Source organism: Streptomyces sp. ME19-01-6, from assembly GCF_033793745.1.
Lineage (GTDB): Bacteria > Actinomycetota > Actinomycetes > Streptomycetales > Streptomycetaceae > Streptomyces.
The window spans coordinates 153,100-177,938 of the sequence record NZ_JARAXF010000016.1 but is presented as its reverse complement, the minus strand read 5'-3'; the positions used below and the strand labels follow the sequence as shown (position 1 = coordinate 177,938).

The following is a 24,839-nucleotide window of genomic DNA, read 5'->3' as shown; positions in this document are numbered from 1 at the left end:
TGAACACTCAACCCTCCGCACGCGCCGGGAGACGCAATGAGCACAGTCGCGTTGGACCGAACTCCACGCATTGACGCCCACCCAGCCCAGAGCTACCACCTCATCGCCCCGAACTGCCCCACCAGCCCGAAGGTGGTCCGCGACCTCCTCGCATCACTGCTGCTGGTCACGGGACACCCCGACCTGGTCGATGCCGCGCAGGTGTGCGCATCGGACGTGGTGACCAACGTGCTGCGCCACACCAAGGTGCCGGACATGTCCGTGGACGTGACGATCCGGGACGACCGGGTGATCGTCGGCGTGCGGGACGACGATCCCTGCGGGCGTCCCGAGGTCCGTCAAGCAAGCATCAAAGATGAGACTGGACGCGGCCTACAGCTCGTGGACCACCTCTCCCACGCCTGGGGCGTGGCGTGGATGGGCGCGGACGGCAACCAGACGGGAAAGCGGGTCTGGTTCGAGCTCCGCGAGCCAGAGGTCCGGGCGTGAGGCCCACCGCGCCGAACGACGCACGGGCCTACCGGGTCAGCCGCAGCGCGAGCGTGGCGAGCAGCGCGCACAGGGTCATGCCGAGGAAGAGCGGGACGACGGTGTGGTCGCCGGCGATGCCCATCAGGGGTGCGACGGCCGCGCCGAGGGCGCTTTGGAGGGTGCCGAGCACCGCCGAGCCGGTGCCGGCCGCCTGCGGTACGCGTTCGAGGGCGAGTGCGGGGGCGGTGGCGAAGACCTGGCCGAGGCCGAGGAAGCCGATGGCGACGAGGGTCAGGGCCCATGGACGGTCGAGCTGTCCGGTGACGGTGACGAGCAGGGCCAGGGCGCTGGTGGTCAGCAGCAGGGCCAGGCCGAGGCGCAGCAGGAGGCGGGGGTGGTAGCGGCCCACGAGGCGGGTGGCGGCCGCGCTCGACAAGGTTGCGGTGAGGGCGCCGGCGGAGAAGGTGGCGGACGCCTGGCCCACGGTGAGGCCGAGGACGTTCTGCAAGAGGAAGGGGGAAGCGGCGATGTAGCAGAACAGGGCGGCGCCGGCCAAGCAGAAGGCGAGGGTGTGGCCGAGGTAGAAGCGGTCGGTCAGCACCGAGACGGCGGCTCGCAGCGTGCCTCGCAGGCCGCCGGTGTGGCGGCGTTCGGCGGGCAGGCTCTCCGGTACGAGGAACAGCGCGGCCAGGAACGTCAGCGCGGACGCGCCGGTCAGCACCCAGAACACCGCGCGCCAGCCGCCCGGTCCCGCGACCACCGCGCCGCCCGCCAGCGGCGCCACGATGGGGGCGATGCCACCCAGGGTCATCAGCATGCCGAAGATCCTCGCAGCGGCCGTACCCGAGGCGAGGTCCGAGACCACGGCCCGGCCCACGACGACGCCTGCCGCACCGCTGAATCCCATGACGAAGCGCAGCCCGGCGAGCAGCCCGAGCGAGGGGGCGATGGCGCACAGCGCGGTGACCACCGTGCAGACGCCGGTTCCGATGAGGATCGGCTTTCGGCGTCCGTACCGGTCGGAGACGGGTCCCAGCACCAGCTGACCGGCCGCGAGCCCGAAGAGAAAAGCGGTGAGGGTGAGTTGGGCGCCGGAGGCATCGGTGGACAGCTCCCGGGCCATCGCGGGAAAGCCCGGCAGATACATGTCCGTGGAGAGCGGGACCACGAACGACAGCAGGGCGAGGGTCGCGGTGAGACTGCCCGGCATGGCCGGGCGCGGTGGCTTCCGTACCGTCCGGTCGGCGTGTGTGGAGGCATGCGAGGTCAACGCCACTCCTGAGGGGATAGGGACAGGCGATCGGGCATGACTATAGTTATATAACTATAGATAAAGCTAGAATGGGTGGGTGACCAAACGGGATGCCGTACCCGGCGACGAGAATCTGCTGCGCGAAGCCCGCGAGCTGACGCCGGCGCTTCACACCCTCGCCCGCGTCCTGCGGCTGCGCGGCGTGGCCGAGGCGGGGCTGTTCCCCCTGCCCCCGTCGGACCTGGAGGTCCTGCGCTACGTGCTGGATTCACCCGGCACGGGAACCGGCACCCTCGCCCGTGAGTTGGGCCTGCACGCAAGCAACGTCAGCACGACCGTGCGGGGCCTGGTCGCCCAGGGGCTGATCCGCCGCGAGCCCGATCCACACGACCGCCGGGCCGTGCGGCTGTATCCGACCCTGGACGCCGAACACGGAATGACGCGGATCGAAGCCGCCTGGGCGGAGCTCTTCGCCGACGCCCTCGCCGCCCTCTCCCCCGACCACCGGACCGCACTCGCCGCCGCCACGCCCGCCCTGCGCGCCCTCGGCTCCAGGTTGCGGGGCCACCGGAAGGCCGACACGTAAACGCCCGCCCGGCGGGCAGAGGAGGCGGCCCGCACGACCCTGGCGGCCTGACCCGCCCTCAACTCCCGTACAACCAGCTGCCGTACGCTGCCTCGTCGACCGCTCCGTACAGCCACAGCGCGACGGGCGCCGCCACGAGCCCCAGCACGCCAGAGCGCACCAGGGCGGGCGCCATGATCGTGACACCTTCCGTCTGCCCGGTCACCGAACGCCAGTCGCGCCACCGCCGGATATCGCCCCCGCAGACCGACCAGAAGAAGAACCCGAACAGGAGGAAGCCCCCGCCGAAGATGAGCGAGAGACCGCCGACGACCGCCAGGAACTCCATCCGGTCGTGGTGATCGGCCACGCACCACATGGCCATCACGAGGATGGGAATGGCGGCCAGCCCGTACAGCGCCCCACGCAGCAAGACGTCACGCAGCCGCAGCCGTGGCTGGATGATGCCGCTCTCCCCGGAGTCCATGCCCGCACGATATCCGGCACCACTCGCTCAGCCCCGCGGTATGCGGGGCGGATAGCATCACCGGCACCGGATCCTTGGAACGGAGTTCATCCGTGCGTCACCCGCGCGTTGGCGTCGCCATCTTGACCATGGGCACTCGGCCCGCCGAACTGGCCGACCTGCTCGCTTCGGTCGCCGAGCAGGAGACGCCTGCCGCGCGGGTGGTGGTCGTCGGCAACGGCTCGCCGCTGCCGCCTCTCCCCGACGGGGTGACCGGTGTCGAACTGCCGGAGAACCTGGGTATCTCCGGTGGCCGGAACGCCGCCCTGGCCCGGCTGAAGGAGTTCGGGGATGTCGATGTGGTGGTGGACCTGGACGACGACGGGCTGTTGATCAGCACGGACGTCTTCACCCGGCTGGTGGAGCTGTACGAGTCCGACCCGCGGTTGGGCATCGTCAGCTTCCGTATCGCCGACGAGCAGGGCCGCACCCAGCGCCGCCACGTCCCCCGTCTGCGTAGCTCGGATCCGATGCGTGGCGGGTTGGTGACGACGTTCCTCGGCGGCGGCCACGGCCTGTCCATGCGGATGCTGGAGGAGATCGGCGGCTGGCCCGAGCCGTTCTTCTACGCCCACGAGGAGACCGACCTGGCCTGGCGGGCCCTGGACGCGGGTTGGAAGGTGCTCTACGAGCCGGACTTGGTGCTCCAGCATCCGTGGACGTCGCCGACCCGGCACGCGGTCTTCTACCGTATGGTCGCCCGTAACCGGGTCTGGCTGGCCAAACGACACCTTCCCGCCCTCCTCGTCCCCGTCTACCTGGGGGTCTGGACCGCGCTGACCATGGCTCGCACCAGGTCGGTGGCCGGTTTGCGGGCGTGGTTCGGCGGCTTCGTCGAGGGCTTGCGCACCCCGTGCCCACCGCGTCGGCCGATGCGGTGGGCCACAATGTGGCGGATGACCCGGCTGGGCCGGCCGCCGGTCATCTGATCAAGCGGCCGTTAGAGCACCAGCGTCCGGTAGCGCTCGGCCACCTCCGCCAGCACCTCCGCCCCGTCCCGCGCCCACAGGGCCGGGTTGAAGATCTCCACCTCGATGGGCCCGTCGAAGCCCGTCGCGTCGACCCGCTCGCGGAACCAGCGGAAGTCGACCGAGCCGTCGCCGAGCTGGCCGCGGCCCAGGAGGACGCCCTCCGGCAGCGGGGTGATCCAGTCGGCGAGCTGGAAGGACGCGATGCGGCCCCCGGCGCCGGCCCGCTCGATCTGGGCGGCCACCGTGTCGTCCCACCACAGGTGGTACGTGTCGACGACGACGCCCACCTGCTCCGCCGGGAAGCGCTCGGCCAGGTCGAGGGCCTGGGCGAGGGTGGAGACGACGCAGCGGTCGGAGGCGTACATGGGGTGCAGGGGCTCGATGGCCAGGCGGACGCCGCGCTCGGCGGCGTACGGGGCGAGCTCGGCGAGGGCGTCGGCGATGCGCTCGCGGGCGGCGAACAGGTCGCGGCTGCCGGGCGGGAGGCCACCGGAGACCAGGATGAGGGTGTCGGTGCCGAGGGTGGCGGCCTCGTCGATGGCGGCGCGGTTGTCGGCGAGGGCGGCGGCCCGCTCGTCCGGGTCGACGGCGGTGAAGAAGCCGCCCCGGCACAGGGAGGTGACGGCCAGGCCCGCGTCGCGGATCAGCCGGGCGGCCGCCTCCACGCCGTACTCCTGCACCGGCGCGCGCCACAGGCCGACGCCCGGGACGCCCGCCTTGACGCAGCCCTCGGCCAGCTCGGGCAGCGACCACTGCTTGATCGTTTCCTGGTTGAGGCTCAGCCGGGTCAGGTCAGCGGTCATTGGTTCACTCCGTACACCGCCAGCAGGTTCTTCATCCGGGACTCCGCGAGGGCCGGGTCCGGGAACAGGCCAAGACCGTCGGCCAGTTCGTACGCCCGCGCCAGGTGCGGCAGCGAACGGGACGACTGCTGGCCGCCGACCATCGTGAAGTGCGACTGGTGGCCGGCCAGCCAGGCCAGGAAGACGACGCCCGTCTTGTAGAAGCGGGTCGGGGCCTGGAAGAGGTGGCGGGAGAGCTCGACCGTGGGGTCGAGCAGTCCGCGGAAGGCCGCCGCATCGCCGGTGTCCAGCCGGCGCACCGCCTCGGCGGCCAGCGGGCCCAGCGGGTCGAAGATGCCGAGCAGGGCGTGGCTGAAGCCGCGGTCGTCGCCCGCGATCAGCTCGGGGTAGTTGAAGTCGTCGCCCGTGTAGCAGCGCACACCGTCCGGAAGGAGGCGGCGCAGCTCGATCTCGCGCTGGGCATCCAACAGAGAGACCTTGATGCCGTCGACCTTGTCGGGGTGGGCGGCGATGACGTCGAGGAAGGTGCGGGTGGCGGCGTCCAGGTCGGTGGCGCCCCAGTAGCCCTCGAGGGCCGGGTCGAACATGGGGCCCAGCCAGTGCAGGACGACCGGCTCGGCGGCCTGGCGCAGCAGGTGGCCGTAGACCTCCAGGTAGTCGTCGGGGCTCTTGGCCACGGCGGTCAGGGCCCGGGAGGCCATGAGGATGGCCTGGGCACCGGCCGTCTCGACGACCTCCAGCTGCTCCTCGTACGCGGCCCTGACCTCGTCGAGGCTGTACGGGTAGCCGACCTCGGTGACGGGCAGCTGGTCGGTGCCGACGCCGCAGGCGATGCGGCCGCCGACCGCCTTGGCCTCGGCCGCCGAGCGGCGGATCAGCTCGGCGGCGCCGGACCAGTCGAGGCCCATGCCGCGCTGGGCGGTGTCCATGGCCTCGGCGACGCCGAGACCGTGGGACCACAGGTGGCGGCGGAAGGCGAGGGTGGCGTCCCAGTCGACGGCGGCGGGGCTGTCGGGGGTGATGTCGGCGTACGGGTCGGCGACGACGTGGGCGGCGGAGAAGACCGTACGGGAGGCGAGCGGCGCGCCGCCGGGGGCGAAGGCCACGGGCTCGGTGCGGGGCCGGTACGGGCGGGTGGTGCCGTCCGCGGCGGGGAGGTGGATGGTCACAGGCTCAGCTCCGGCACGTCCAGGCGGCGGCCCTCCGCCGACGACTGCAGGCCCAGCTCGGCGAGTTGCACACCGCGCGCGCCGGCCAGCAGGTCCCAGTGCCAGGGCTCGTCGAGGGCGACATGGCGCAGGAACAGCTCCCACTGGGCCTTGAAGCCGTTGTCGAACTCCGCATTGTCCGGGACCTCCTGCCACTGGTCGCGGAAGGACTCGGTGAGCGGGATGTCGGGGTTCCAGACCGGCTTGGGGGTGGCGGAGCGGTGCTGGACGCGGCAGCGGCGCAGGCCGGCGACGGCCGATCCCTCGGTGCCGTCGACCTGGAACTCGACCAGCTCGTCGCGGTTGACCCGGACCGCCCAGGAGGAGTTGATCTGCGCGACGGCGCCGCCTTCGAGCTGGAAGATGCCGTAGGCCGCGTCGTCGGCGGTGGCGTCGTACGGCTTGCCCTGCTCGTCCCAGCGGGTGGGAACGTGGGTGGTGACGTGCGCCTGGACGGTCCGTACGGCGCCGAAGAGCTCGTGCAGCACGTACTCCCAGTGCGGGAACATGTCGACGACGATGCCGCCGCCGTCCTCGGCGCGGTAGTTCCAGGAGGGCCGCTGGGCGCTCTGCCAGTCGCCCTCGAAGACCCAGTAGCCGAACTCGCCGCGCACCGACAGGATCTTGCCGAAGAAGCCGCCGTCGATGAGCCTCTTCAGCTTGAGCAGACCGGGGAGGAAGATCTTGTCCTGGACCACGCCGTGCTTGACGCCCGCCGCGTCGGCGAGCCTGGCCAGCTCCAGGGCGCCGGCCAGGCCGGTGGCGGTGGGCTTCTCGGTGTAGATGTGCTTGCCGGCCGCGATGGCCTTCTTGATGGCCTTCTCGCGGGCGGCGGTGACCTGGGCGTCGAAGTAGATGTCGATCGTGTCGTCGGCGAGGACGGCGTCGACGTCGGTGGACCAGTGGTCCAGGCCGTGACGCTCGGCCAGGGCCCTGAGGGCGTGGTCCCGGCGGCCGACGAGGACCGGCTCGGGCCACAACACGGTGCCGTCGCCGAGGTCGAGGCCGCCTTGTTCGCGGATGGCGAGGAGGGAGCGGACGAGGTGCTGGCGGTAGCCCATGCGGCCCGTCACACCGTTCATAGCGATCCGCACTGTCTTGCGTGTCACGGTTTTCTTCTCCTCACCGAGATCCTCATCAGACGTCGCCAGAGTCATAGCAAGCGCTTTCTATACGCTAACCGCCCCGGCCCGTCCATGTCCACACAGAGAGCGGGGCCGAAGAGCGGACACGGGGCGGTCGGCGCTTCAGCGCAGGGTCAGGCGGTACCTGAAGGGCGCGCGCCCGGTGATCAGCACGCGGATGCCGGAGACATTGAGGTTGCCGGCCATCCAGCTGTAGCGCTCTCCCGCGTCCACGGTGGCCGGCTGACGCGGTCCGCTGCCGTTGCCCGGCCCGAACGTGATCACGTCATCGCCCACGGTGTACGTCCCGTACCCCTTCACCAGCTGGTACGTGTCCGCCTGGCCGGAGACCGGCTCGACACCGCTGAGCGTGCCGCCCGGGCGGAAGCACAGCTCCAGGGCGAGCGGGACCTCGGAGGGGCCGACCGAGAAGTCCAGGTCCCAGCCGCCGCCGGACTCCTTCAGCCGCACCTCCGTGCGCAGGGTGCGCCACTGCTTGGGCCGGTGCGGGAAGTCCATCGCGGACCAGAACCGGCCGTCGTCGGTCAGCGGGTACAGCCCGTCGGCGCGCCGGTGCTGCGGCGGCAGCGGCAGGTGGAACGCGGCCCGGACCTCCGCCGTCAGCCGCCAGCCGCCAGCCGTGCGTTCCAGGTCCTCGGCCCGGAAGTGGCCGAGGGAGAAGAACTGCGGGGACAGCCGCAGCGAGTCCAGGATCGCCCCGCCCTTGCGCCACTTGAGGAAGGTCGGGTTGGTGGACAGTCCGGAGGAGATGGCGTGGACGTCGGGGAAGTCCGTCCCGCCGAAGATCGTGGTGCGGGCGGTGCCGTGACCGATCCGGACGAGCCCGTTGTCCTTGTCGTGGAAGGTGAACTCCTTCGGAGCCTCGGTGGCCTTCGGCAGCGGCGCGGCCAGCTCCGGGTGGTCCAGCACCTCGGCGAGGAAGTCGCCGAGCGGGGTCTCGTCGAAGGTCTGGTCCTTCCCGCGCCGCTGGATGGTCTCGGCGACGGCCGCGAACCGCCCGTCCTTGTCCCGGAGCGCCAGAGCCCGGTACTGGAGCCAGTACTCGGACACGTGCTTCGTCGTCTTCTGGTCCTGGCGGCGCGAATGCACCGTCTCCACCTCGCCGTTCGGCTCGATGAGGTGGAGCGTCGCCTCCAGGTTGCGGCGCACGTTGTCGTAGAACGCGGGCCGGTCGGTCAGCCGCGCGAGCGTCAGCAGCGAGGGGTTGGTGACGATCGGCGCGTAGGTGGCGCTGCGCTCGCTGTACTGGCCGGCCGGGTACTGGTCGATGCCCTCGGCGAGCCAGGCGTCGATGCGCCGGGTGTAACCCTCGTTCGGCCAGAAGGAGTTGACGCGGGCCAGCGCGGCGCAGATCTTCCACCGGTGGTTGGGGGTGTGCAGGCCGCCCTCGGACAGGCCCTTGCCCGCCTTCAGCAGGATCTTCTTGAGGGTGGCCCGGATGCCCTGCGTGGACGCGTGGCCGTCCTCGTCCAACAGCCCGTACGTCAGGCTCAGGTCGACGATCGAGAAGGCGGTGTCCGGCGGGGAGTGCACCGCCCCCTGGTCGTAGAGCCCGTCGTCGAACTGCGCGGCGGCCAGCGCGTCCGCCAGCTCGGTCATCGGCGCGACCAGCGCGGCGTCGTGGTGGTGGGCGGCGTCGTCCCAGACGTGCACCGATGCCAGCAGGCGCAGACTGCGGGCGGCCCAGCGGGCCTTGCCCTGGTCGGTCAGCTCGGCGATGGCGGCGGCGCGCCCGTCCAGGACCTCGGCCACCCGGCCGTCGGCCGCCTTGGTGAGGACGGCCAGAAAGTCCTTGTCGAGTTCCTTGGGCAGGTCCGTGGCCCCGGCCGGTGCCGCGGCGGACTCGGGCGCGGCGGCGAGCAGTCCGCCGACGGCGGCGGTCCCGGCGAGGAGGTGACGGCGGTGCAGGGTCATCTGGGGTGCTCCGTGGTAGTTCGGGAATGCTCAGGAGTGGCCGGGGTGGCCGCGGAGTGTTCGACGGCCCGGGCGGTTAGCGGGGTCGCGGGTGGCAGGGGCGGGAGAAGGAGCGGGTCGGGAGCCGAGTCTGGGTGCGCCGCGTGAGGAGAGCGCAGCGGCGCTGCGTGCGACGAGCGCGGTGCAGCCAGGCGAGAGCTAGCGGCCCGCGACGCCGCCCCTGCCGGCCGCGACCCCGCTAAGCGCGAGGGGGCCGGGGACGAGGAGGGCGAGCGGCGGATAGGCCCAGGCGCAGACGGCGGCGGTGGCCACGGCCAGCAGGAGTACGGCGCTGCCGCGCGGTGCGCGCACCGTCTCGTACGCCGCCGTGCGCGCCGCCTCCCGCCAGCTGGTGGCCGACTCCGGGCGGGCGCAGGCGCGCAGCAGCACCACGGCCAGCAGGGCGCCCGCGGCCAGCAGGGCGGGGCGGAAGACCGCCGCGCCCGGCAGACCGGCCCCGGTCAGCAGCGCGTTGAACAGCAGCAGCGCGCCGCCCGCCACGGCGGCCCCGCCGGCCAGCAGATCGCCGGTGCGCAGCCGGGCGCGCAGGGCTCGGAAGTAGCCCGCGACGGTGACCGTCTCGTCGTGGCGGACCCGCCGTTCGAGCACGGCGCAGGCGGTGGACATCGCGGCGGGCGCGGTGAGCACCGGCAGAGCGGCGACGGTGGTCGCGAGGCCCAGCAGCAGCACGTCGGAGAAGAGGGCGAAGCGGGGGCCGACCAGTTCACCCGGCTCCCGGGTGGTGGCGAGGGGCATGGCGGCTCAGCCCTTCAGTCCGGAGTTGGCCATGCCGTCCACCAGGAACCGCTGGAAGGCGAGGAAGAACAGCACGATCGGCAGCAGCGCGAAGACCGACATGGCGAACATCGGGCCGAAGGCCGACTGGCTGGAGGCGTCCACGAAGGACCGCAGGGCCAGGGTGAGGGTGAACTTCTCCGGCTCGAAGAGGTAGATGAGCTGGGTGAAGAAGTCGTTCCAGGTCCAGATGAAGGTGAAGATCGCGGTGGTGATCAGGGCGGGCCTGGTCAGCGGCAGGATGACACTGAAGAACGAGCGGAACGGCCCGCAGCCGTCGATCCGCGCCGCCTCGTCCAGCTCGCGCGGCAGCGAGCGCATGAACTGCACGATGAGGAAGACGAAGAAGGCGTCGGTGGCCAGGAACTTCGGCAGGATCATCGGCCAGTACGTGTTCACCATGCCGAGCTGGTTGAAGACGATGTACTGCGGGATCAGCACCGCGTGGTGCGGCAGCATGATCGTCGCGATCATGAAGGCGAACAGCGGGCCGCGCATCTTGAACCGCAGCCGCGCGAAGGCGTACGCGGCGAGCGAGCAACTGATGACGTTGCCGAGCACCGCGCCGCCCGCGATGAGCAGCGAGTTCCACAGCAGTTGGCCGACGCTGACCTCGTTCACGCCGTCCAGCGCGGTGGAGTAGTTGCTCCACTCCAGATGGCTGGGGAGCAGCTTGAGGCTGGCGATCACTTCGTTCGCCGGCTTGAAGGAGGTCGCGACCAGCCAGGCCAGCGGGTAGAGCATCACCAGCAGCACGGCGATCAGCACGGCGTGCAGGGCGATCCGGGCGGGGCGCGGGCGGCGGCGGGCCGCCATACCGTCCGTCGCCACCGCGTGGGTGGTGTCCACGGTGGTCATCGGGCCCCCTCGTTGTCGTCGTTGGCGTAGAAGACCCAGGAGCGGGAGGTGCGGAACAGCACCGCGGTGACGATGCCGATGGCCACCAGCAGCACCCAGGCCATGGCCGAGGCATAGCCCATGTGGGAGGCGGTGAAGCCGCGGTCGTAGAGGTAGAGCGTGTAGAAGAGCGTGGAGTCCGCCGGCCCGCCCTTGCCGCCGCTGACCGCGAAGGCCGGGGTGAAGACCTGGAACGCCTGGATGGTCTGCAGCACCAGGTTGAAGAAGAGCACCGGGGACAGCATGGGCAGGGTGATGGAGCGGAATCGCCGCCACCATCCGGCCCCGTCCATGGCCGCCGCCTCGTACAGCTCGCCCGGTATCTGCTGCAGCCCGGCCAGGAAGATCACCATGGGGGCGCCGAACTGCCACACCGTCAGCAGCGCGACGGCCAGCAGGGCCCAGCCCGGCTTGTTGATCCAGCCGCCGATGTCCAGGCCGAACCAGGACAGCATGTTGTCCACGGTGCCGCCGTCGTTGAAGATCGCCCGCCAGACCAGGGCGATGGACATGGACGCGCCGAGCAGCGAGGGGGCGTAGAAGGCGGAGCGGTAGAAGCCCTTGCCGCGCTTGACCGACTTCAGCGCCAGCGCGACCGCGAGGGCCAGCGCGAGCTGCAGCGGTACCGCGATCACGACATAGGTGAGGGTCGAGGTGACCGACCGCCAGTAGCGGGGGTCCTCGGTGAACATCTGGACGTAGTTGCGGAAGCCGACCCAGCTGGGGTCGTTGAACATGTCGTAGTTGGTGAACGACAGATACAGCGAGACCGCCATGGGCAGCAGCGTCAGCACACTGGCGCCGAGCACCCATGGGGAAAGGAACACCCAGGCGGCGCCCTGGCGCTCGCGCTTCGGGGGGCGCTTGCCGGACCGGCCGGCGCTCGCCGGGGCCGGCTGGGGGCGGGTTGCGGTCGCGGTCATTGCCTCAGCTCCGCCTTCGCCTCGGTGACAAAGTCCTCGGCCGCCTCACGCGGCGACATCTGCTCGAACGACACCTGGTCGTAGTCGCGGCTGAAGGTGGTCTGCAGCGACGCGTCGCCCTTGGGCGGCGCGGGCGGCGGATCCTTGAGCTTGCCCTCGAACTGCTTCTGGTAGGCGGAGACCACCAGGTCGAACCCCTCCAGCTTGGGCGCCACGACCTTGCGGATGGAGTCGTTGGCCGGGACGCCGCGGGAGTTGCCGAGGATGGCACCCGCCTCGGGGTCGTTCAGCAGGAAGTCGATGAACCGGGCGGCCTCCTTGGGGTGGCCGGTCTTCGCGGACGCCCCGAAGAACATCGACGGCTTGAAGTACTGGCCGGGCGTGCCGTCCTCGCCCGACGGCATCGGCGCGAGCTTCACACCCTCCCCGACGATCGCCAGATAGCCGCTGGCGGGGGCGTCCCAGTTGAAGTCCGAGACGGCCTTCAGCCGGCCCAGCGGGGTGTTCTCCACCGAGCCGTCGATCTGGGTGGTCTGCTCGGCGGAGCTGACCGCGCCCTGCTTGCGGAGCTTGGTGCACCACTCCCAGTAGCGCGTCAGATCGTCCGGCGTGAAGCCGAGCTTGTAGTCGTCGGTATAGAGGGCCTTGCCCTGGCCGCGCAGCCAGATCTCGAAGACGTCCTCGCTCTGGCCCGGGTCGGTGCTGCCCGCCCGCCCGGCGGACTTGACGGCCTTGGACTTCGACAGCTCGATCATGGCGTTGGCCCAGTCGTCCCAGGTCCAGCCGACCTTGGGCTCGGGCACCCCGGCCTTGCGCCACAGGACCGAGTCGTACACCAAGGTCTCCGAGCCGCGCGCCACCGGGATCGCGTACTGCTTGTCGTTCACGACGCCGGTGGCCAGCAGCCCCTTGTCCATCTCGGAGGTGCGCAGCTCGTTGTGTGTCCCCAGATCGAGCAGGACACCGCCGTCCGCGTACTGGTTGATCATCCGGTAGTCGAGCTGCATCACATCGGGCGCGTCGCCGCCCGCCGCCTGCGTGGCGAGCTTCTGCTTGTACGCGTCGAAGCCCGCGAACGAGGTGAGGACGTCGATGTTGGGGTTCTTCTTCTCGAAGAGCTTGACGGCCTCTTCCGTGCGGGCCGCCCGGTCCGGGTTTCCCCACCAGGTGAAGCGCAGCGTGACCTTGCCGCCCGAGCCGCCTCCCTCACCTCCGCCGCACCCGGTGAGGGTCGCGCCGAGGGTGAAGGCGAGGGCCAGAGCGCAGGACACCTTTGTCCTGATTCGAAGCATGCTGTGGCCAGCCTCCCTTCTGATCTTTCCGACATGTGGTGGCCGGCGATTATGTGCGGGTTCGCCGTGGTGGGGAAGGGGTCAGGTCACTCGCCGTAGTAGGGCAGCGTGACGCCGGGGAGTTCGTACTCGTCGCGGCGGCCGCACATGCCGTAGCCGCCCTGCCGGGTGGGCCCGGACGCGCGGACGCGGGCGCGGGCCAGATGGGCCGGGTCGCCCGCCGCGAGGGCGGCCAGATGGTCGCCGGTGCGCTGCGCGGCGGCGAGCGCGCCGTCGCGCCAACGGGGCTCCCAGGCCGCGACCTTGGGTCCGACCAGCCGCACCGCGGCTTGGTGGAAGGCGCGCAGCGGGCCGTCGTCGCCCTTCTCCAGGGCCTCGCGCAGCTCCAGATAGCCGGTGACCGCCAGGTCGCGGCGGCGCCGGGCCGCGGCGTCGGCCTCGGGCCCCTCCTTGGCGGGCAGGGCGGCGGCCGCGGCGTACGCCTCGGGGTCGGCCAGGACCTCGGAGGGGAAGGTGAACACGGCGTCGCCCGCCTCGGGCAGCCCGCTGTTCTGCATCAGCACGGTCACCCTCAGCCCGCCGCCCTGCACCATGCGGTGCACCGTGCCGGGCGAGAACCACACCACCGCGCCAGGCTCCAGCGGCGTCTCGGTATAGCCGTCCTCGACGGTCAGGGTCTGGACGGCGCCGCTCCCGCCCGTGACCACGTACGCCTCGGTGCAGGCCAGGTGGAGGTGCGGGCTGCCGCCGCACACCCCGTCGGCGGCCTCCCACTCGTACGCGCTGATGTGGGACAGCCCCACCCCGCCCGGCAGCGGATCGGTGATCCCGGTCATCTCCCGCTCACCACCCATGGGACTTGAGGTAGGTCTCGGCGCGGTCCTGGTCCCAAGCGCCGTCCGCGACCACCACGCGGTAGCGGTACGCGAAGCTCTCGCCCGGGGGCAGCGCGAACTCCTCGAAGAACGCCCAGGAGAAGGCGACGGAGGGGATGGGCTCGGAGCGTACGAACCAGTGGGAGGCGTGCACGGCGCCCTCATCCTGTGACAGGTTCTGAGGGGCGTGCGCGAACAGCAGGGTGGAGTGCCCGTCCACGGCGTCGTGCTCGGCGGTGAAGGCGATCCAGGGCGCCTCGGCGGCCGGGGTGCCCATCAGGTCGGACGCGCCCGTCTCGCCCTCGCCGCCGCGCCCGCCGGGGCCGAACACGTCGCCGCCGGTGAAGTCGCGGGGGCCGCGCCAGTTCAGCCCGGTGTAGCCGGCCATCTCACGGCCCGCGGTGGTCGGGGAGCCGAAGCGCAGCTCCTCGCCGCGGATGTTGGTGAGGCGGATGGACCAGTCGATGGCCCAGGTGCCCTCGGCGGGCTCCACGGAGTGCACCTCGACGGTGCGCAGCTCCTCCGCCCACTCCCCGCCGCCGCTGTGTCGTGCAGAGGGATGGGCGACCCAGGTCAGCTTCTCGGCGAAGCGCAGCCGGTCCTCGGAGACGGTGAACTCCTCGAAGCCGTCGTGGCGCATCGAGCCGACGCGCTCCTCGACCCGCCGGTACCCCTGATCGGGGCCGAGGTAGCTGTTGCCGCCCCAGAAGTTCTGTTCGGACAGATGGCTCGCGGTCATCTGCAGGCCCTTGTGCCAGCGGTGGTCGTTGGGGCGGTAGCCGGAGACCACGTTGCCGGCCAGGGTGCGCAGCGGGTGGGTGTAGGGCTTGAGCGACTCGAACGGGTCGGCGTCCGGCTTGTAGACGTAGGCCAGCAGCTCGACGCCCTGGGCGGCGACCGTGACGCTCTCGCCGTGGATGTGGGTGACGGTGATCGGCTCGGTCATGCTCACTGCTCCTTGGCGGACGCGGCGGAAGACGCGGCGGCGGTCGCGGGCGCCCAGTCGGGGTGGTTGCCGTGCATGGCGTCGTAGTACGGGTCCCCGGGGACGATCTCGCCCGCCTGGACGGGCCGTCCGGTGAAGGCCGACTTGTAGAGCGCGGCGAGGAACTCCATGGTGCGGCGCGCGTCCGGGCCGCTGCCCGGGGGCCGTACCCCGTCCCGCATCGCGTCCAGCACCACGCCCAGCTGGGCCGCGTGCGAGCTGGGCAGGTCGGCGGCGGGAGTGCGCCAGTGGGCGATGCGGTCGGCGGCGTCGCGGGTGTGCGGGGCGGGGGTGTAGACCCAGTCGTCGTTGGTGTGCCCGTACAGGTGGGTGAGTTCGACGGTGGCGTCGGCGCAGTCGATGCGGATCCGGCTGACCTCGTCCGGCGAGAGCACGCTGTTGACGACGGTGGCCATGGTGCCGCCTGCGAAGCGGACGAGCGCGGTGGAGACGTCCTCGCTCTCCACGTCGTGGACCAGCCGCCCGGCCATGGCCCGGACCTCGGTCCAGTCGCCGAGGAGGTGGAGCAGCAGGTCCATCTGGTGGATGCCGTGGCCCATGGAGGGGCCGCCGCCCTCGCTGTCCCAGCGGCCGCGCCAGGGCACCGCGTAGTAGTCGGTGTCGCGGTGCCAGGTGGTCTGGCAGTGGGCGACCAGGGGCTTGCCAAGATCACCGCTGGTGAGCAGTTCACGGGCGTGGACGGCGCCCGAGCCGTAGCGGTGCTGGAAGACCACGGACGCGTACGGGCCGCCGTCGGGCTTCTCGGCCGCGGCGATCTCGTCGTACTCGGCGAGCGTGAGGCAGAGCGGCTTCTCGCACAGCACCCAGGCCCCGGCGCGCAGGGCCGCCGCGGTCTGCTCGCGGTGGAGGGAGGGCGGGGTGCCGATGAGCACCAGGTCGGGGCGCTCGGCCTCCAGCATGGCGGCCAGGTCGGTGTAGCCGGTCACGGTGCATCCGGGGCCCGTCCCGTCGGGCTCGGCGGCCCGGGCGCGGAAGGCCTCCAGACGGCCCTCGTCCACGTCGACCCCGGCGACGAGGTCCACGCGGTCGGCGTGCGCGCGGAGCGCGGGCAGATGGCTTCCGGAGACAATGCCTCCGGTGCCGACGACTGCGGCACGGATACGGGTGGTGGCTGCGGCCATGGACAGGGCTCCTCGCCAAGGGAAAGCGCTTGCTGAAGAGGACCCTAGGCATGGTCAGGATGACCGGACAAGACCTTGGAGAGCACAATCCGGCCCCTGGTGAAACTTTCGAATCGGAACTTCGCACAGGGGTCGGGAACGGGTGCGCGGGCGGGGCTCGACCCCCGGCATTCCGCTCCGGCACCCACCCTGGCCAGTGAGAGCATGGTCGTGCGCGAAGGGGCGCGCGCGGCGCACCACCTGGTGACCATCCAACGGAGGAATCATGGCAGTGACCCTGGCCGATGTGGCCGCACGGGCGCGGGTCTCGGCGGCCACCGTGTCGCGCGTCCTGAGCGGCAACTACCCGGTCGCCGAGTCGACCCGGGCCCGGGTGCTGCGCGCGGTGGACGAACTGGAGTACGTGGTCAACGGTCCGGCGAGCGCGCTCGCCGCCGCCACCTCGGATCTGGTGGGCGTGCTCGTCAACGACATCGCGGACCCCTTCTTCGGGATCATCGCCGGTGCCGTGCAGTCCGAGATGGGGTCGGCCACGGGCGCGGAGTCCGGCCGCCACGGCGAGAAGCTCGCCGTGATCTGCAACACCGGCGGCTCCCCGGAGCGCGAACTCACCTACCTCACCCTGCTGCAGCGGCAGCGCGCCGCCGCGGTCGTGCTCACCGGCGGCGCGGTCGAGCACCCCGACCACATGGCCGCGGTCGCCGCCAAGGCGTCCCGACTGGCCTCGTCCGGCACCCGCGTGGTGCTGTGCGGCCGCCCCCCGATCGAGGACGCGATCACCCTCACGTTCGACAACCGCGGCGGCGCCCGGCGGCTCACCGAGCATCTGCTGGCCCTCGGCCACCGCCGGATCGGGTATGTGGCCGGCCCCGCCGAGCGCACCACGACCCGCGACCGCCTCGACGGCCATCGCGCGGCCCTGGCGGCGGCGGGCTTGGACAGCCTGGACGGGGGGGTGGACCGGCTGACCGTCCACGGGCTGTACGACCGCTCCTCCGGCTATGACGCCACGCTCGAACTGCTGCGCCGGGACAACGCGTTGACGGCCGTCGTGGCCGCCAACGACACCATCGCGCTCGGTGTCTGCGCTGCGCTGCGCGACCAGGGGCTGCGGATCCCCGAGGACGTGTCGGTCGCGGGCTTCGACGACCTGCCCTTCAGCGCGGACGCGGTCCCGGCCCTCACCACGGTCCGGCTGCCCCTCCACGAGGCGGGCGCCCGCGCCGGACGCCTGGCGCTGGGGCGCGAGTCGCAGCCGCCGGGCGGGGTGGCGATGGTGCGCTCCGAGCTGATGGCCCGGGCGTCCACGGCCCCGCCGCGGGCTGCCGGCTAGCCCGAACCCCGCCCGCCGCGAGCGTGGCGGGCGGGGTCAGCCTGGGGCCGGGCTCATCCTCCGGGGAAGATGACGTCGCTGCACGAGTAGAACGACTGGTCGAAGTGGCTGGCCTGCCAGATCATGAAGACGACATGGCGGCCGGTGCGCCCGGGGGCGTTGACCGGGATGGAGACGGTGACCCCGTTGAGGGCGGGGTCGGTGGAGGGCTCCCCCACTCCGGGAGCGATCTTGCCCGTCTGGGCGACCAGTTCAAGGTTGCTCCAGCGCAGCGGCTGGGTGGTGGCGTCGTACCCCTGCTTGGTGACATAGATGCGGTAGTAGTCGGCGCCGTGCTTGGCCTGGTCGTGGTTCTTGAAGGTGAAGCTGTTGCTGACGGCCGTGGCCTCCCACGTGCCCGGCACGTCCATCGCGTTGTAGCGGCCGGAGGAGGTGTGCCCGGCGCTGCAGAGCTGGCCGTCGGGGAGGGCGGCCTGGTGGTTGCCCGCCACGCCTTCCCGGTAGAGGCCGTTCCAGTTCCACATCGCGTTGACGTCGGCCTGCCAGGCCTGCCAGCACATGGGGTCCTTGGTCTTCATCTCCGGGTTCTGGAAGTCGCTGCCCCAGCGCTTCCAGCAGCCGTAGTTGCGCGAGGCCGGGCCGATGGCCGAGCCGTGGGCGGCGGCGGTGTCCGCCAGCGGGATGGCGATCATCAGGACGGCGGCGGACGCGGCGGCCGAGGCCCGTGCCACCCACCGTCTACGGTTGTGCTCATGACAAATCATGGCGGCTCCAAGGGGTCCCTTGTTCTCCTCCGGATAAGGTGCGCGAGATGCGCGGGAGCGCTCCCATCGTAGAACCGGACCCCGAAGGCGGCCAGAGACCTGAAGGGGCGTCATCCGGCCGAAAACCGCTCGCGTCAAGGGTCCCTCACGGGATAAGGAGTGAGCAGCCGGAACCGAGCCAGAGCACGAGGTACACCCCCTGAGTACGCATCAGGTCATCGAATGGACCGAAGCCGGACGGGCCCGCGACGCCCAATGGCGCTCCGAGAGCGGGGCGCCCCCGCCCCGGCGGGTGGCGACCGCCGACGACCGCACGACGGCCGACACCGCCTACCGCCTCGCCTGCGAGGGCACCGCCCTGCTGTGGCGCGGCGACTACCAGGGCGCCCGCCAGCTGCTGAGCGCCATGGCCCGCCGCGCCGACCGCGGCCCGCGCCGCGCGCGGGGCCGGCGCGCCCCCGCGGCCTCCCCCGCCGAGGCCTTCCACCAGCACCGCCAGGCCCAGTCCCGGCGGGCCCGGGTGCTGGGCATGCTGCTCGTCCCGCTGGACGGCGACTACGGCGTACCGCTGCGCCGCGCGCCCGACGTACGGCAGGCGTGCGCGGAGGCGTACGGACCGGCCGAAGGGCCCTCGGTGACCTCCCTGCGGGAACTGCTGGGCCTGATCGGCGCGCACGAGTGGCGCAGGAAGGGCATCGCGGTGCCGGCCCTGGGCGGTGACCGGATCCATCCGCACTACGGCGTCTTCTCACCGGTGCGCGGCGAGTACGTCGACCTGGTGGCCGAGGCGCCGCTGCCCGCCGACCCGTCGCTGGCCTACGACATCGGCACCGGAACCGGCGTGCTGTCCGCCGTGCTCGCCCGCCGGGGCGTGGGGCGCGTCGTGGCCACGGACCAGGACCCGCGCGCGCTGGCGTGCGCGCGCGAGAACGTCACGAGGCTCGGCCTGGCCGGACGGGTGGACGTCGTGCGGGAGGACCTCTTCCCGCCCGGCCGGGCCCCGCTCGTCGTCTGCAACCCGCCCTGGGTGCCGGCCCGCCCCACCTCGCCGGTCGAGTACGCGGTGTACGACCCGGGCGGCCGGATGCTGCACGGCTTCCTGGGCGGCCTGGCCGACCACCTCGCCCCGGGCGGCGAGGGCTGGCTGATCCTCTCCGACCTCGCCGAACACCTCGGTCTGCGCCCCCGCGCCGAGTTGTCGGCCGCGTTCGACGCGGCGGGGCTGAAGGTCGTGGACCGGCTGGACACCCGTCCTGTCCACCGCCGCGCCGCCGATCCGGACGACCCGCTGCACGAGGCCCGCGCGGCGGAGGTGACCTCGCTGTGGCGACTGGCTGTCGGGTAGGTGGTAGATGACAGAGTAGAGACCTGATCCATTCGAACAACCGGAGCCCGCATGCAGCTCGCCTTCTCGACCCTCGGCGTCCCCGGCCTGCCCATTCCGGAGGTGGTGCGGCTCGCCGCCGACACCGGCTACCACGGCGTCGAGCTGCGGGCACACCCCGAGGAGCCGGTACACCCGGGGATCGGGGCCGCCGAACGGACGCGCGCGGTGGCGGAGTTCAAGGCCGCCGGCCTCGCGGTGCTCACCGTCGCCGGGTATGTACGGGCCGCCGCGGCGGGGCCGGACGAGCCCGCACTCCAGGAACTCCGGGAGCTGCTGCAACTCGCCCACGACCTGGGCGCGGCCCACGTCCGGGTCTTCCCCGGCGGCGGTGACCTCGACGCCGCCGAAGCCGACGCGAACGCCGCCCGCCGCCTCGCGGCCGCCGCGCCGTACGCCGCCGACCTGGGCGTACGGCTGCTCCTGGAGACGCATGACTCCCACCGCACCGGGGCCGACGTGACCCGTGTCCTCGGGCAGGTCGGCCACCTGAGCGTGGGCGCGATCTGGGATGTGATGCACCCCTGGCTGGGTGGCGAGGACCCCTCCGCCACCCATGCGGCGCTCGCCCCGTACCTGGGCTATGTGCAGGTCAAGGACATCGCCTCGGCCGACGACACCACCCCGCTGCCGCTGGGCGCGGGCGTGCTGCCGCTGGCCGAGTGCGTGGAGCTGCTCAGCCGCGCGGGCTGGGACGGCTGGCTGTGCTGGGAGTACGAGAAGCGGTGGTACCCACAAGCGGCGGAGCTTGCGGGGCTGCTTCCCGCGGCCCGGGACCATCTGCTGCGGCTGCTCGCCGAGGCAGCCTGACGGACAGCGGGGACAGCGAGGTCAGGGCCACGCCGCCGACCAGCAGCGCCGCCGCCAGCCAGCGCAGCGGGCTGATGCCCTCCCCCAGCACCAGCGCGGCCGAGGACATCCCGAAGACCGGCACCAGCAGGGTGAAGGGCGCGACCGCCGAGGCGTCGTAGGTCCGCAGCAGGAAGTTCCAGGCGCCGAAGCCGGCCAGGGTCACGATCCAGGCGACGTAGACGATCACACCCACCCCGGTCCAGTCGAGCGAGCGCAGCGCCTCCAGGTCGGGGTCCGCACCCTCGAACATCAGCGACAGCCCGAGCAGCGGCGCCACCGGCACCAGGCTCACCCACACCATGAAGCTGAGCGGGTCGGGCGGCGCGGCCTTGCGGGTCAGGACGTTCGACACACCCCAGAACACGGCGGCGGCGATCACCAGCGCAAAGGCCGGCAGCGGCCCGGACGTCCCCTCGTCGACAGCGGCCACGCCGATACCGACAAGCGCCACCCCCATACCCGCCCACCGCATGCGCCCCGGCCGCTCGCCGAGCGCCACGGCCGCGAACAGCGCCGTGAACACCGCCTGGATCTGCAGCACCAGCGAGGACAGCCCGGCGGGCATCCCCTCGTGCATGCCGATGAACAACAGCCCGAACTTCGCCACGCCCAGCGCCAGACCGACCCCGAGCACCCACTTCCACGCGACCTTGGGCCGGCCGACCAGGAAGACGGCGGGCAGCGCCGCGACGAGGAAGCGCAGCGCGCAGAACAGCAGGGGCGGGAAGTGGTCGAGCCCGATGTCGATGACGACGAAGTTGACGCCCCACACGGCGGTGACGAGGACGGCCAAGAGAATGTGTGCTGGTCGCATACGTCGAGGATCACGGCAGCCGACCTTGTAGCACCAGCACGGATTCCTTCATTGTTGGATGAAGCAGCCCTGAAAGGAAAGAGGCGCGATGCTCGACCTGGCCAGGCTCCGCGCCCTGCACGCGGTCTCCGTGCACGGCTCGGTCAGCGCGGCGGCCACCGCGCTCGGCTACACCCCGTCCGCCGTCTCCCAGCAGATCGCCAAGCTGGAGCGGGAGACCCGCACCACCCTGCTGGAGCGCCAGGGCCGCGGCATCGCGCTGACCGACGAGGCCCAGCACCTCGCCGCCACCGCCCAGCAGCTGCTGGCGATCGTGGAGCGGGCCGAGACCACCCTGGAGGAGCGGCGCGGGCTGCCCACCGGACGGCTGGTCATCGGCGCCTTCGCCTCCGCGGCCCGCGGGCTGCTGCCCCAAGTCCTCGCCGAACTCGCCGAACGACACCCGTCCCTGGACGCCCGCCTCGTCGAGGTCGACCCGCACCTCTCCGTCGACCTGGCGGCCCAAGGAGTCATCGACATCGCGGTCGCGCACGACTGGGACATCGCGCCGCTGCCCGCCCCCGAAGGCCTGGAGCGGGCGGTCATCGGCGACGACCTGTGCGATGTGCTCGTCCCGGCCGGGCATCCGCTGGCCGGGCGCGGCCAACTGAGCCGCGCGGACCTGCCGGGACAGCGGTGGATCTGCCAGCCGCCGGGGTCGGTGTGCCACGACTGGCTGGTGCGGACGCTGCGCGCCTCGGGCCACGAGCCGGACCTGGCGTACCAGGCGGCGGAGAACCACACCCAGATCGCCCTGGTCGCGGCGGGCCTGGGCATCGCCCTGATGCCCCGCCTGGGCCGCGGCCCGCTGCCGCACGGCGTGCTGGCGGTCCCTCTCGAACCGGTGCCGGTACGCCGCCTCTACGCCCTGTGGCGCACGGGCGCGGCCCGCCGCCCGGCCATCACGCAGACCGTACGGCTGCTACGAGAGCACTGGCCGCAGCGCACGCGCTGACGCGCGCGGGCACCGGGCGCACCCCCACTCGGCGCACCCCACGGCGCGCCCGCCCCGGACTCGCGACGTCCGCTGCCACCATGGCCGCATGCGTCCCGCACCTCACCGATTCCGCGCGTCCGCGGCAGCCTTGGGGCTCGGTTCTCCCCCGGCTACCGCTGGGCGGTGCCCCCTGGAACCGGCCCGGGGCGCGGGCCGTCCAAGCGGGGTGCTGCTGGTGAGTCTCCGCAGAGCGGTGTCGGCCGCGCTGCTGGCTGCGTCGCTGACCACCCTCTCCGCCGCCTGCGGCCAGCAGCATGCCGCCGTCGGTCTGCCCACCGGCAACCGCGCCGACGGCGGCACTCCGAGCTCCCCGCCCGGCACGCCATATCGCCAGGGCCGCGTCGACTCGGGGCTCGTCTACTTCGCGAGCGCGCCCGGCGCCGTGCGGCAGGTGCGGGCGGTGCTGCGCGGGCCGGAGGGGGTCGACGCCTTCGCCCGGCAGTTCGGCAAGCGGTCGGGCGAGATCATCGACAAGGCCGAGGGCACCGACTTCACCCGCACCACCCTGGTCGGCTGGTCGACGACCACCGGATGCGCCCAGTGGTCGTCCGCGACCCTCCACCGCGCCGGTGACACGCTGAAGCTGATCGCGGGCCCGCACCCCGAGCCGCCGCCGGAGTGCTTCGCGCCCTTCCATGTGATCGCCGTCTTCGAGGTGCCCAAGGACCGGCTGCCCGAGCGGCCGCGCTTCGCCGACTGACCGTCGCGAGTCACTTCCGGACATCGTTCGGGCATCGCGCGATCGGTGTCATATGCCAATTGACCGAGACTGCACGAGGCTGTTCCCCTCGCTGACGTGGAGCGACACAGATTGACGCTCCCTCACTTCTCCCATATTTTCCGCATGTTCGTGTCATACGGACCACAGCCACCCCCTCCTCGACCCCGACGGAAGGAGTGCGGGTGCACGACCCGGCATTCCCCAAGGCGGCCTCCCGCCGCGCCCTGCTGACCGCCGCCCTCGCGGCCGCGGCCGCCGCCTGTTCCCCGCAGCGACCCTCCGCCACCCGGGCGGCCCCGCCGACCCGCCGCGCCGCCGTCCCGGCGGGCGGCAGCGCCGAACGCCGGGACCGCGACCGCGAGCGGGCCGAGGCGCTGCTGGGCCGGATGACCCTCGAGGAGAAGATCGGCCAGCTCTTCGTCATGCGGGTCTACGGCCATTCGGCCACCGCCCCCACCGCCGCCGACGCCGCGCAGAACCGCAAGGAGACGGGCGTCGCCAACGCGGCCGAGCTGATCGCGAAGTACCACGTCGGCGGCATCATGTACGCGGGGTGGGCGCACAACATCCGCGACCCCCACCAGCTCGCCGCCCTCGCCAACGGCATCCAGAAGGCCGCGCTCGCGGGCGCCACCCCCGTCCCCGTGCTGCTGGCCATCGACCAGGAGCACGGCATCGTCGCCCGCGTCGGCGCGCCCGCCACGCTCCTCCCGGGCGCGATGGCGCTCGGCGCGGGGGGCAGTACCGCGGACGCCCGCACCGCCGCCCGGATCGCCGGGGCCGAGCTCGCCGCGCTCGGCATCCGGCAGAACTACGCGCCCGTCGCGGACGTCAACGTCGACCCGGCCAACCCCGTCATCGGCGTACGCTCCTTCGGCGCCGACCCGAAGGCCGCGTCCCGGCTGGTCGCGGCCCAGGTCGAGGGCTATCGGAGCGCCGGGGTCGCGGCCACCGCCAAGCACTTCCCCGGGCACGGCGACACGGCCGTGGACAGCCATGTCGGCCTCCCGGTCATCACCCACTCCCGGGCGGAGTGGGAGCGGCTGGACGCGCCGCCGTTCCGGGCCGCCATCGCGGCGGGCGTCGACGCGATCATGACGGCGCATCTGCGGTTCCCCGCGCTCGACCCCGTCGACGACCCCGCCACGCTCTCCAAGCCCATCCTCACCGGTGTGCTGCGCGGTGAACTCGGCTTCGACGGCGTGGTGGTGACGGACTCGCTCGGCATGGCCGGGGTGCGGAAGAAGTACGGCGACGACCGGGTGCCGGTCCTGGCCCTGAAGGCGGGCGCGGACCAGCTGCTGAACCCGCCGGACCTGCGGGCCGCCTGGGCGGGCGTCCGCCGGGCCGTACGGGGCGGCGAGCTCAGCGAGGCCCGCATCGAGGAATCCGTCCTGCGTATCCTGGAACTCAAGTCGCGCCGGGGCCTGTTGGACACCCCCTACACCAGCGACCGCGCCGTGAGCCGCGCGGTCGGCAGCCGCGAGCACCGGGCCGCCGCCGGCCGGATCGCCGAGCGCACCACCACCCTGCTCGTCAACGACGGCCACCTGCTGCCGCTGTCCCGCCGCCGCCACCGCAAGGTGCTGGTCGTGGGCCCGGACCCGGCCGCCCCCTCCGGCACCGGCGGCCCGCCGACGGCGGTCCTCGCCCGCGCCCTGGCCGCCCTCGGCTTCACCGCCGAAGCCCTGTCCCTGTCCATTGGCTCTGGCGCCGGCTCCGGCACCACGCCCGAACCGACGCCGGAGCGGATCAAGGCGGCGGTCGCGGCGGCCCGGGGGCGGGACGCGCTGGTCGTGGCGACGTACAACATCGGCGCGGGCTCCCGCCAGCGCGCCCTCGTCTCCGCGCTCGCCGCCACGGGCGTTCCGCTGGTCCATGTGGCCCTGCGAAATCCCTATGACATCGCCTACATCGCCCGGCTGACCGGCGCCCCGGGCAAGGCCCCCGCCGCCTCCCTGGCCACCTACTCCTGGACGGACGTCGAACTGCGCGCCGCCGCACGGGTCATCGCGGGCCGGACGAACCCGCGCGGCAGGCTGCCCGTCCCGGTACGGCGCGCGGACGCCCCGCACCGGGTGCTGTACCCGATCGGCCACGGGCTGTCGTACTGAACCCGGCCATACTGAACG

The 24,839-nt window shown here is 72.4% G+C and carries 23 protein-coding genes and 1 pseudogene; 9 read left to right on the top strand and 15 right to left on the bottom strand.

Annotated features, from left to right (window positions below):
• The first annotated feature begins 36 nt into the window (after positions 1-36).
• On the top strand, positions 37-489 hold the full coding sequence (locus tag PV419_RS30570) for an ATP-binding protein (RefSeq protein WP_319694461.1): 453 nt from the start codon (positions 37-39) through the stop codon (positions 487-489).
• Between the two features lie 28 nt (positions 490-517).
• Here the strand turns inward: PV419_RS30570 and PV419_RS30565 are convergent, their stop codons facing one another.
• A complete protein-coding gene (locus PV419_RS30565) occupies positions 518-1,741 on the bottom strand; it encodes a multidrug effflux MFS transporter (RefSeq protein ID WP_319694460.1) in 1,224 nt (407 codons plus the stop codon).
• 79 nt (positions 1,742-1,820) lie between these two features.
• Here PV419_RS30565 and PV419_RS30560 point away from each other — a divergent pair, with 79 nt between their 5' ends.
• Positions 1,821-2,309, top strand: a complete 489-nt coding sequence (locus tag PV419_RS30560) for a MarR family winged helix-turn-helix transcriptional regulator (RefSeq protein ID WP_319694458.1) — start codon at positions 1,821-1,823, stop codon at positions 2,307-2,309.
• A gap of 58 nt (positions 2,310-2,367) precedes the next feature.
• On the opposite strand, the gene PV419_RS30555 is transcribed toward PV419_RS30560, so the two are convergent.
• Positions 2,368-2,775, bottom strand: coding sequence for a DUF6336 family protein (locus PV419_RS30555; RefSeq protein ID WP_319694456.1), 408 nt, complete (start codon positions 2,773-2,775; stop codon positions 2,368-2,370).
• A 92-nt stretch (positions 2,776-2,867) separates the two neighbouring features.
• On the opposite strand from PV419_RS30555, the gene PV419_RS30550 reads away from it, so the two are divergent.
• On the top strand, positions 2,868-3,743 hold the full coding sequence (locus tag PV419_RS30550) for a glycosyltransferase family 2 protein (protein ID WP_319694454.1): 876 nt from the start codon (positions 2,868-2,870) through the stop codon (positions 3,741-3,743).
• A gap of 11 nt (positions 3,744-3,754) precedes the next feature.
• On the opposite strand, the gene PV419_RS30545 is transcribed toward PV419_RS30550, so the two are convergent.
• From PV419_RS30545 to PV419_RS30495, 11 genes are all read right to left on the bottom strand, one after another.
• A complete protein-coding gene (locus tag PV419_RS30545; protein ID WP_319694452.1) occupies positions 3,755-4,588 on the bottom strand; it encodes a sugar phosphate isomerase/epimerase family protein in 834 nt (277 codons plus the stop codon).
• On the bottom strand, positions 4,585-5,757 hold the full coding sequence (locus PV419_RS30540; protein ID WP_319694450.1) for a dihydrodipicolinate synthase family protein: 1,173 nt from the start codon (positions 5,755-5,757) through the stop codon (positions 4,585-4,587). Before PV419_RS30540 ends, PV419_RS30545 begins: the two co-directional genes overlap by 4 nt.
• A complete protein-coding gene (locus PV419_RS30535; RefSeq protein ID WP_319694448.1) occupies positions 5,754-6,905 on the bottom strand; it encodes a Gfo/Idh/MocA family oxidoreductase in 1,152 nt (383 codons plus the stop codon). The genes PV419_RS30540 and PV419_RS30535 overlap by 4 nt, the downstream gene beginning before the upstream one ends.
• Before the next feature lie 138 nt (positions 6,906-7,043).
• A complete protein-coding gene (locus PV419_RS30530; RefSeq protein WP_319694447.1) occupies positions 7,044-8,855 on the bottom strand; it encodes a hypothetical protein in 1,812 nt (603 codons plus the stop codon).
• Between the two features lie 198 nt (positions 8,856-9,053).
• Positions 9,054-9,650 (bottom strand): hypothetical protein, encoded by a 597-nt coding sequence (locus tag PV419_RS30525; RefSeq protein WP_319694446.1) that lies wholly within the window; start codon positions 9,648-9,650, stop codon positions 9,054-9,056.
• A 6-nt stretch (positions 9,651-9,656) separates the two neighbouring features.
• Positions 9,657-10,505, bottom strand: a complete 849-nt coding sequence (locus tag PV419_RS30520) for a carbohydrate ABC transporter permease (protein WP_319694544.1) — start codon at positions 10,503-10,505, stop codon at positions 9,657-9,659.
• Positions 10,506-10,543: 38 nt separating this feature from the next.
• Entirely contained in the window at positions 10,544-11,509 is a 966-nt protein-coding gene (locus PV419_RS30515; protein ID WP_319694444.1) for a sugar ABC transporter permease, read from the bottom strand.
• Complete coding sequence (locus PV419_RS30510; RefSeq protein WP_319694442.1) at positions 11,506-12,801, bottom strand: ABC transporter substrate-binding protein; 1,296 nt, start codon at positions 12,799-12,801, stop codon at positions 11,506-11,508. Before PV419_RS30510 ends, PV419_RS30515 begins: the two co-directional genes overlap by 4 nt.
• 86 nt (positions 12,802-12,887) lie before the next feature.
• Positions 12,888-13,637 carry a cupin gene (locus PV419_RS30505; RefSeq protein WP_319694440.1) on the bottom strand — a complete coding sequence of 250 codons (750 nt, stop codon included), beginning with the start codon at positions 13,635-13,637 and terminating at the stop codon, positions 12,888-12,890.
• A gap of 7 nt (positions 13,638-13,644) precedes the next feature.
• Positions 13,645-14,622, bottom strand: a complete 978-nt coding sequence (locus PV419_RS30500) for a PmoA family protein (protein ID WP_319694439.1) — start codon at positions 14,620-14,622, stop codon at positions 13,645-13,647.
• Between the two features lie 2 nt (positions 14,623-14,624).
• Entirely contained in the window at positions 14,625-15,803 is a 1,179-nt protein-coding gene (locus PV419_RS30495; protein ID WP_319694437.1) for a Gfo/Idh/MocA family oxidoreductase, read from the bottom strand.
• Between the two features lie 265 nt (positions 15,804-16,068).
• Between PV419_RS30495 and PV419_RS30490 the strand changes: the two genes are divergently transcribed.
• Positions 16,069-17,136: a LacI family DNA-binding transcriptional regulator gene (locus tag PV419_RS30490; protein ID WP_319694436.1), complete on the top strand. Its 1,068-nt coding sequence runs from the start codon at positions 16,069-16,071 to the stop codon at positions 17,134-17,136.
• 53 nt (positions 17,137-17,189) lie between these two features.
• Here the strand turns inward: PV419_RS30490 and PV419_RS30485 are convergent, their stop codons facing one another.
• Positions 17,190-17,900: a lytic polysaccharide monooxygenase gene (locus PV419_RS30485; protein ID WP_319694434.1), complete on the bottom strand. Its 711-nt coding sequence runs from the start codon at positions 17,898-17,900 to the stop codon at positions 17,190-17,192.
• Positions 17,901-18,099: 199 nt separating this feature from the next.
• On the opposite strand from PV419_RS30485, the gene PV419_RS30480 reads away from it, so the two are divergent.
• Together PV419_RS30480 and PV419_RS30475 are read left to right on the top strand one after the other, a co-directional pair.
• Positions 18,100-19,245, top strand: a complete 1,146-nt coding sequence (locus tag PV419_RS30480; RefSeq protein ID WP_319694542.1) for a class I SAM-dependent methyltransferase — start codon at positions 18,100-18,102, stop codon at positions 19,243-19,245.
• Positions 19,246-19,296: 51 nt separating this feature from the next.
• Positions 19,297-19,962: pseudogene (locus tag PV419_RS30475) on the top strand (sugar phosphate isomerase/epimerase family protein); the annotation flags it as partial.
• Here the strand turns inward: PV419_RS30475 and PV419_RS30470 are convergent.
• A complete protein-coding gene (locus PV419_RS30470) occupies positions 19,961-20,950 on the bottom strand; it encodes an EamA family transporter (RefSeq protein ID WP_415925407.1) in 990 nt (329 codons plus the stop codon). The pseudogene PV419_RS30475 and the gene PV419_RS30470 sit on opposite strands and share 2 nt — an antisense overlap.
• A gap of 88 nt (positions 20,951-21,038) precedes the next feature.
• Between PV419_RS30470 and PV419_RS30465 the strand changes: the two genes are divergently transcribed.
• From PV419_RS30465 to PV419_RS30455, 3 genes are all read left to right on the top strand, one after another.
• Entirely contained in the window at positions 21,039-21,944 is a 906-nt protein-coding gene (locus PV419_RS30465; protein WP_319694431.1) for a LysR family transcriptional regulator, read from the top strand.
• Between the two features lie 217 nt (positions 21,945-22,161).
• A complete protein-coding gene (locus PV419_RS30460) occupies positions 22,162-22,686 on the top strand; it encodes a hypothetical protein (RefSeq protein ID WP_319694430.1) in 525 nt (174 codons plus the stop codon).
• A 203-nt stretch (positions 22,687-22,889) separates the two neighbouring features.
• Positions 22,890-24,821, top strand: coding sequence for a glycoside hydrolase family 3 protein (locus tag PV419_RS30455; RefSeq protein WP_319694428.1), 1,932 nt, complete (start codon positions 22,890-22,892; stop codon positions 24,819-24,821).
• Positions 24,822-24,839 lie beyond the last annotated feature (18 nt).

Coding starts and splice junctions, on each gene's coding strand:
- PV419_RS30570 (WP_319694461.1), top strand. CDS start 37: ATGAGCACAGTCGCGTTGGACCGAACTCCACGCATTGACGCCCACCCA.
- PV419_RS30555 (WP_319694456.1), bottom strand. CDS start 2,775: ATGGACTCCGGGGAGAGCGGCATCATCCAGCCACGGCTGCGGCTGCGT.
- PV419_RS30545 (WP_319694452.1), bottom strand. CDS start 4,588: ATGACCGCTGACCTGACCCGGCTGAGCCTCAACCAGGAAACGATCAAG.
- PV419_RS30530 (WP_319694447.1), bottom strand. CDS start 8,855: ATGACCCTGCACCGCCGTCACCTCCTCGCCGGGACCGCCGCCGTCGGC.
- PV419_RS30525 (WP_319694446.1), bottom strand. CDS start 9,650: ATGCCCCTCGCCACCACCCGGGAGCCGGGTGAACTGGTCGGCCCCCGC.
- PV419_RS30520 (WP_319694544.1), bottom strand. CDS start 10,505: ATGGCGGCCCGCCGCCGCCCGCGCCCCGCCCGGATCGCCCTGCACGCC.
- PV419_RS30515 (WP_319694444.1), bottom strand. CDS start 11,509: ATGACCGCGACCGCAACCCGCCCCCAGCCGGCCCCGGCGAGCGCCGGC.
- PV419_RS30510 (WP_319694442.1), bottom strand. CDS start 12,801: ATGCTTCGAATCAGGACAAAGGTGTCCTGCGCTCTGGCCCTCGCCTTC.
- PV419_RS30505 (WP_319694440.1), bottom strand. CDS start 13,637: ATGACCGGGATCACCGATCCGCTGCCGGGCGGGGTGGGGCTGTCCCAC.
- PV419_RS30500 (WP_319694439.1), bottom strand. CDS start 14,622: ATGACCGAGCCGATCACCGTCACCCACATCCACGGCGAGAGCGTCACG.
- PV419_RS30495 (WP_319694437.1), bottom strand. CDS start 15,803: ATGGCCGCAGCCACCACCCGTATCCGTGCCGCAGTCGTCGGCACCGGA.
- PV419_RS30490 (WP_319694436.1), top strand. CDS start 16,069: ATGGCAGTGACCCTGGCCGATGTGGCCGCACGGGCGCGGGTCTCGGCG.
- PV419_RS30485 (WP_319694434.1), bottom strand. CDS start 17,900: ATGATTTGTCATGAGCACAACCGTAGACGGTGGGTGGCACGGGCCTCG.
- PV419_RS30470 (WP_415925407.1), bottom strand. CDS start 20,950: ATGCGACCAGCACACATTCTCTTGGCCGTCCTCGTCACCGCCGTGTGG.
- PV419_RS30465 (WP_319694431.1), top strand. CDS start 21,039: ATGCTCGACCTGGCCAGGCTCCGCGCCCTGCACGCGGTCTCCGTGCAC.